We start from the raw sequence: 6450 nt of genomic DNA, 5'->3' as shown, positions 1-6450 counted from the left end.
CGCTCCTCGCCGCCGGCGAGCAGGTCCTCCCCCAGCCCCATCGTCCCACCTCCCCACCCCGCGAGGGGAATAGCGGACGCTGGGAGCGATCCAAAACCTTCAACCCGGTCTTATGTGACCGGCATTGCGTCTAGGGCTCTCTCAGAACGCCGGCGCGCCGTACTTCCCGGCGGTGACGACGCCGAACGGGCCGACGGCCTGTCCATGGAACGCGACCAGGAACTGCCGCGCGCCAGCGCTGCCGAGCGGCACCGGAACGCCGTCGTCGTCGGCCGTGCGGCACGCGCGCAGCACGACCATCCCCGCGCTCGCCGGGGCCGTCGCGAGCGGGACGACCGGCGGGTCCGCGCTCGGGAGGCGCGTCGGAGCGACCGGAGCGAAGAGGGCGCAGGCGAAGCAGACGTCGGGCACCGAGACGATCGTCTCGAGCGTGTCGGTGACCTGGGCGTTGCAGCAAACGTGGGCGCCGCCGAGCACCGCGCTCGGACGCGCGATCGGCACGATCGAGTCGCCCTGCTGCTCGAGGCCGACCACGATCACCTGCGACGTGTCGAGCGCCGACGGGGCGAACGTCGGAATGACGAGGCCCTCGAACGCCAGGAGCGACGGATCCGGCAGCGCCGGGCTCGAAAAGCCGACGGCGTTCGCGCCGAAGGCGCTGCCGGCAGTCCGGTCGGCGATCGTCCACGAGCCGACGAGCTGTACCGGCGAGACGCCGGGCGGCGCCTGCACCGTGACGATCGCCACGCCGCGCGCGCCCGTCAGATCGACCACCGGCCCCGCCGGCTCGTTCAGCGGCGAGCCGGGCTCCTGCGTCTGGCTCTGGATGCGGGTCGGGTCGACGACGATCGTGTCGTTCTCGGTGAGCCCGATCGCGAGGTCGGCGAGGTGGCCGCAGTCGGCGGAGTAGAAGACCCAGTGCGTGGTGACGGCGCGCGGCGCGACCGTGTCGCCGATGCGGCTCACCAGCATGAAGCTCGCATGCCCCGCCGTCACGTCGAACGGCATGACGAGCACCGCCGCCGGCTGCAGGTCGGTCGGCCCGACGGACTGCGCCGCCGCCGCGGAGACGCCGATGAGCGCGGCCATCCCAGCCGCCGCGACGTATCGCACCAGTCCCTGCATCCGCCTCCGAGCCCCCGCGCCATTGCGCCTGCGAAGCGCCACGGCGTCTAGCTCACATTTCGCGCCGGGTCCACGCCGCGAGGACGCCGCGCGGCGCCGGCGATCGTCCGCCGCCTCGGAGCGAGGCGCGCTACCCCTCCTCGTTCTCCTCTTGGATCTCTTCCTCGGTCAGGAAGGGATGCGGTTGGGGCCCCGGAACGATGCCGGCGATGTCCGGGTCCTCGCCTTCGACCTGAGGCCGCCCCTCTTTCTCCGCAGCCCGCTGCTCACGGCGCATTTCCTTGTTCTGGCGGCGCTGCTGCCGGGCTTGTTCCTTCTGGCGCTTGGTGACGGAGGTCCGTGACTTACCACCCATGGAGAGACCTTCTTTCGTGGAACTCGCGGCGCGGCCGCGGAGACGCGAGGCGGTCAGGCACCGCCACGACGAACGCCGCGCACGGTAGCACCGGGCTTCCGCGGTCTCAACCGAACGGCGGCCCTTTGTCACCGCCGCGCCGCCGTCGTAGAGACGGACGGAGCTGATCGGGGAGGCCTCGGACCGCGCGTCGAGCTACCCCGCCTTGGCGGGAGGTGGCGTGCAGGCGGAACGAGGAACCCGGCTTTCGACGCTCGAACGGATACTCCGCATCTTCACGGACGTCCGCGCCGGCGAAGGACCGACGAGCCTCGTGCTCTTCGCGAACGTGTTCCTGATCCTGTGCGCCTACTATTTCATCAAGCCGCTGCGCGAGAGCTGGATCGCGGTCTCGGACGTCGCGGGGCTTTCGAAGATGGAGGTCAAGGCGTACTCGAGCTTCGGGCAGAGCCTGCTCCTCGCGGGCGTCGTCTCCTACTACGGCCGCCTGTCGAGCCGCTGGCCGCGCGGCACGCTCATCACCCGCGCGACGCTGGCCTGCATGGCGTGCCTGGTCGTCTTCTGGATGCTGCAGCCGGGCTTCATCCTCGCGAACCTGCCGGGCTCCGGCATCGCGTTCTATCTCTGGGTGGGGATGTTCGGCGTCTTCATCGTCGCCCAATTCTGGGCCTTCGCCGCCGATCTCTATGCCGACGAACGCGGCCAGCGTCTCCTGCCGCTGATCGGCATCGGCGCGACCGCAGGCGCGGCCGCGGGCTCGTTCCTGACCGGGTTCCTCGTCGAAGAGCGATGGTTCGACAGCGGAACGCTGCTGCTGCTCGCCAACGTCCCGCTCGCGCTCTCGATCCTGCTCACCCGGATCGCGGACGCACGCGGCCCGCTCGGCACCCCGAAGCAGGCGCGCGTCCGGCCGACCGCTCCCGCCGCCACCGGTGATGGGCACGGCGCGCTCGCCTTCGTGCTGCGGCACCGCTACCTCTTCGCCGCCGCGATCGTCGCCCTCCTGACGAACTGGGTGAACACCAACGGCGAGAACCTGCTCTTCCGGGTGGTGCAGGAGGCCCTCGAGCAGGAACGGCAGGCAAAGGGCATCGTCGACCCGGCCGCCGTCATCAGCTTCGTCCGCGCGGGCACCGCCGCCTTCTACGGCGGCTACTACTTCTGGGTGAACGTCACCGCGCTCGTGCTCCAGGCGATCGTGGCGTCGCGCCTGCTCAAGTACGGCGGTTTCGGCGTGATCTTCCTCATGCTGCCGGCGATCGCGCTCGTCTCCTACACCTCGATGGCGATCGTACCCGTCCTCTGGATGGTGCGCGTCATGAAGGTCGCCGAGAACAGCGTCGACTACTCGATCAACAACACCGCCCGTCAGGTGCTCTGGCTGCCGACGACCGCCGAAATGAAGTACAAGGCGAAGCCGGTGGTCGATTCGCTGTTCGTGCGGCTGGGCGACGGCTTCGCCGCGCTCACCGTGCTGCTCGGAGTGCAGGTGCTCCACCTCTCGACGCAGCACTTCTTCTTCGTCTCCGTCGCGCTCGTGCTGGTGTGGCTGGCCTCGGCGATGGTGATCGTTCGCGAGCACCGGCGTCTCGCCGCCGCGCGCGCCGGCGGCGCGGCCGCCTGAGCCGTGACGCGCTGGGTCGCGCGGGTCGCCCGCCTCCTCGCCGTCGAGCACGGCGAAGGTCGCGTGCTCGCCTGGAGCTCGCTCGCGCTCTTCGCCGTCTCGTGGGGCTCGATCTCGGTCGCGAACGTCGCCGACACCCTCTTCCTGAAGCGCATCGGCGTCGACCGCCTGCCGTGGGTCTTCCTCGGCAACTCGGTCCTCCTCACCTTCACGACCTTCGCCGTCGGCCGCCTCGCGCTCCGCGTGGAGTCGCGCAGGCTCCTGATCGCGACGCTCGTCGCGCTCGGGCTCGCCCTGGTGCCGCTCTGGCTGCTCGTCGCGGCCAACGTGGACAGCGCCTTCGTCCTGCTCGTCCTCGCCGCGAAGCAGCTCGACGCGATCGCGCTCGTCGTGTTCTGGACCGCCGTCGGCAGCCTCGTGAGCGCGCGGCAAGGAAAGCGCCTCTTCGCCCAGATCAGCGCCGGCGGCACGCTCGGCGCGATCGCCGGCAGCTTCGCGTCGGGATGGCTCGGCCGCACGTTCGGCATCGCCGCGTTGTTGCCGATCGCGGGCATCACGATGGGGATCGCCGCCGCCGCGATCGTGCCGCTCCTGCGCATGCAGCCCGCGCGCTACTACCGCCCGGCGCGCGCCGAGCCGCTCGGCGACGACGCGAGCCGGCGGCTCGGCTCGCTCTGGCGCGGCGGTGCCCTCTTCCGCGTGCTCGTGCTCGCGTCGCTCCTCGCCGGGATCCTCGGCCCGATCCTGTATTTCGAGTTCGCGTACGTCGCCGACCAGGCGACGCAGGGCCACGGCGGCGAGCAGCGCCTCCTCGATCTCTACGCGCTCTTCCGCGGCTGGCTCAACGTCGGCGTCATGCTGATCCAGATGATCGGCACGCCGGCGGTCTTCCGGCGGCTCGGCGTGCCGTTGGCGGCGGCGCTCTCGCCGCTGATCTACCTGCTCGGCCTCGTCGGCCTGAGCGTGCAGCTGAGCCTCGGCGCGGGCATCGCCGCCGTCGCCGGCGTGAACCTCCAGGACCACGCCGTCTACGACCCCGCGCAGCGCATCCTCGTGACGCTCTTTCCCGAGCGCGTGCGCGCCGCCGTCACGACGCTCATCGACGGTCCCGTGAAGCGCGCCGGCGGCCTCGTCGGCAACGTCCTCATCATCACGGCCCTGGCCTTCGGGACGCCGCTCTGGGTCGGCTATGCCGGCCTGCCGGTGGCCGCGGCGTGGCTCGTGCTGGCGCTCGTCCTCTGGCGCCTCTACCCGACCATGCTCCTGCAAGTAGCGACGGCGCGGCGGAGCGAATTCGAGGATCCGCCGCCGCTCACCGATCTCCTCGACGGCGGCACCGTCCGTCTCCTCGAGCAGAGCCTGGTCAGCACCGACCTCGAGCGCTGTCGCGCCGCCTGTGAGATCGTGGTCGAGGCGATACCGCGCCGCGCGGTGCGGGCGCTCGCCCGCGCGCTCCGGGCCGCGCCGGAAGCGCACCGGACGGTGCTGATCGCGGCGCTCCATCGCGTGCTCCGGCAAGGCGCCGCGGCGAGCCTGATGCCGGACGAGAGCGTCCGCCACCTCGCGGCGCTCCTCGCGAACCCCGGCGCTCTCGGTCCGCTCGACCGCGCGCACCTCGTCCAGGCCTATGCACGTCTCCTCGGACCCGGTGCGAAGCCGTGGCCGCCGGCTCTGCGCGCGGCCCTCGCCGATCCGCACCCCGCGGTCGCGCTCGCCGCGCGCGCGGCGCTCGCCCGGGCCGGCGCGACGACGAGCGCCGAGCTCGACGCGGCGGTGCGCGGCGCACTCGCGAGCGCCGACGCCGACGCCCGTCGCCTCGCCCGCGAGGAGCTCCGCACCGAGCTCCGCCACCCGACCGCCGGCGCCGGCTGGGACGCCCAGCTCGCGCAGCTGCTCTCCGCCCTCGAGGCGCCCGCGGACCGCGTGCACGCCGCGCGCGCGCTCGCCGAGGTCGCCGAGGTCCACGGCGAGCGCCTCCGGCCGCACGCGGCCCGCATCCTCCCGCACCGGCTCGACCCGGACGTCGCGGTGCGGATCGCGGTCCTCGATTTCATCGGTCACGCCCGCCTCGCCGACGCCGCGCGCGACCTGGTCCAGCACCTCACCGCCGAGGACGCGCGCGAGGCCGCCGCGGCCCGGCGGGCGCTGCGCGCCTTCGGCTCCGATGCGGTCGACGTACTCCTGCACACGCTCCGCTTCGGACGCTTCCGCGCCCGCGAGGCGGTGTTGCCGATCCTCGTCGGGCTGCCGGTCGATCCCGCGCGCCTGCAGACCCTCGTCGACCGTGAGGTCGACGTCATCCGTCGCCTGATCCTGCAGATCGAGGCGCTGCGCCTGAACGCGAACGCGGGCGCGGCGCTCCAGCGGCTGCGCGAACGCCTCGACGAGAGCTCGCACACGGCCGTCGTCCTCATCGCGGCGGCCCGCGACGACGAGCGTCTCGCCCGCGTCGGCCGTCTCCTCGGGCGCACGCACAGCACGCGCGACCGCGCCCTCGTGCTGGAAGCGCTCGAGGCGCTCCTGCCGCCGAAGGAGCGCGAACGCCTCCTGCCGCTCCTCGAGGACGGCAGCCCGGGCATGCTCGCACGGCGCGCGGCCGAAGCGCTCGGCCGGCCGCTGCCGACGTTCGAGGAGGCGGTCGCCGAGGTGCTCGCCTCCAGCGACGGCCTCAGTCGGGATCTCCTGCGCGGCGCCCTCCCTGCGGAGACGCTGGCACGGGTGACCGGCAGCGTGCCATACGAACGCACGGACCATCGCATGACCCCCGTCGACATGATCCTCCTGCTGCGCCGGCTCGATCTCTTCGCCGGCCTCACGACGCGGCAGCTCGGCGAGCTCGCGCGCGTCGTCGCCGAACGCCAGGTCGCCGCCGGCGAGACGATCGTGCGCGAGGGCGAGTTCGACGCGCGGATGTACTTCATCGTCGAGGGGCACGTGCGGGTCACGAAGGAAGGCACCGCCGTGTCGGCGCTCGGTCCGGGCGAGTTCTTCGGTGAGATCGCCGTCTTCGACGGCGAGCGCCGCTCCGCCTCGGTGATCGCCGACGGCCCGGTGCGGCTCCTCCGCCTGGATCGCCAGGATCTCTTCGAGGTGATGGAGGAGCACCCGGCGATCGCGGTCGCGATCTGCCAGACGCTCAGCCGCCGCATCCGCGACCTCCTCGACGACCACCTCGACGCGGCGGCCGGGTCCGGCACGCGCCCGCCCGGCGGCCATGCCGGTTAATGATCCCCCGGCAAAGCCGGGGGAATTTGAAGAGTGAGCCGCTCAAAGCGGCTGGAATGTTGGCCGCTCACGAGCGGCCCTGTGAGCGCCCTGAAGGGCGCTGCTACCAGAGGTGCAGCTG

Annotated in this window: 4 protein-coding genes; 2 read left to right on the top strand and 2 right to left on the bottom strand. The window is 72.4% G+C overall.

The annotated features are described in order from the left end of the window. Positions 1–141: 141 nt before the first annotated feature. Both IT293_00670 and IT293_00665 read right to left on the bottom strand, forming a co-directional pair. Positions 142–1113, bottom strand: coding sequence for a hypothetical protein (locus tag IT293_00670; protein MCC6763150.1), 972 nt, complete (start codon positions 1111–1113; stop codon positions 142–144). 142 nt (positions 1114–1255) lie between these two features. Beyond that, positions 1256–1480 (bottom strand): hypothetical protein, encoded by a 225-nt coding sequence (locus IT293_00665; protein MCC6763149.1) that lies wholly within the window; start codon positions 1478–1480, stop codon positions 1256–1258. Between the two features lie 220 nt (positions 1481–1700). Here IT293_00665 and IT293_00660 point away from each other — a divergent pair, with 220 nt between their 5' ends. Further along, positions 1701–3104: a hypothetical protein gene (locus tag IT293_00660; protein MCC6763148.1), complete on the top strand. Its 1404-nt coding sequence runs from the start codon at positions 1701–1703 to the stop codon at positions 3102–3104. Positions 3105–3107: 3 nt separating this feature from the next. Continuing rightward, complete coding sequence (locus tag IT293_00655; protein ID MCC6763147.1) at positions 3108–6329, top strand: cyclic nucleotide-binding domain-containing protein; 3222 nt, start codon at positions 3108–3110, stop codon at positions 6327–6329. The last annotated feature ends 121 nt before the right edge of the window (positions 6330–6450 follow it).

Source organism: Deltaproteobacteria bacterium (assembly GCA_020848745.1).
GTDB lineage: Bacteria > Desulfobacterota > Binatia > UTPRO1 > UTPRO1 > UTPRO1.
This window is presented reverse-complemented; position numbering and strand designations above follow the sequence as displayed.

What these genes read in the sequence shown, in the direction of transcription:
- IT293_00665 (MCC6763149.1), bottom strand. Translation starts at nt 1,480, where the DNA reads ATGGGTGGTAAGTCACGGACCTCCGTCACCAAGCGCCAGAAGGAACAA.